Source organism: Pseudoalteromonas sp. RB2-MNA-CIBAN-0110 (assembly GCF_040309305.1).
GTDB classification, from domain to species: domain Bacteria; phylum Pseudomonadota; class Gammaproteobacteria; order Enterobacterales; family Alteromonadaceae; genus Pseudoalteromonas; species Pseudoalteromonas arctica.
In genome coordinates, this window is record NZ_JBEOOQ010000109.1 from 1 (window position 1) to 415 (window position 415).

General features: G+C 35.9%; 1 protein-coding gene. It reads right to left on the reverse strand.

Features of this window, described 5'->3' with window-relative positions; translation table 11 throughout:
• Positions 1-60: 60 nt before the first annotated feature.
• Positions 61-330, reverse strand: a complete 270-nt coding sequence (locus AAEY68_RS20760) for a hypothetical protein (RefSeq protein ID WP_024592862.1) — start codon at positions 328-330, stop codon at positions 61-63.
• Positions 331-415: the final 85 nt, after the last annotated feature.

A 415-nucleotide genomic window follows, 5' to 3' on the forward strand; every position in this document is an offset into this window, starting at 1 on the left:
CGGCTTAGCGCCAAATGAATCTGAGGTTAGATATCAAGATTCTAAAACTGTGGCCAAATTTTATTGACCACTACAAACTAAACCGCCTTTTGATGGTATGTGAACTTTATCATCCGCTGCATACGAAGTTATACTGATTACAGTGTCTTGACTAAAGTGTGCATCTGTTATTTCTATCCAAGTATCTACGCCATCAATTTTTACAATTGCATCAGGCGGATCTGGTCTGTCAATTATTTTAAGTACTTTACCTTGTGATGAAAGGAGGCTCTTATATGAATCTAGAACAGCACTTTCATGCGTGGAGTTTAAATCTCTGTGTGAAGTCATCTTGAACCTATAACGAGCCTGTAGATTAACTCGTTTTTTTATTTATTTTTATTGATAAACAAACCATAGCTGAGTTCCTATTTTG

Coding starts and splice junctions, on each gene's coding strand:
- AAEY68_RS20760 (WP_024592862.1), bottom strand. CDS start 330: ATGACTTCACACAGAGATTTAAACTCCACGCATGAAAGTGCTGTTCTA.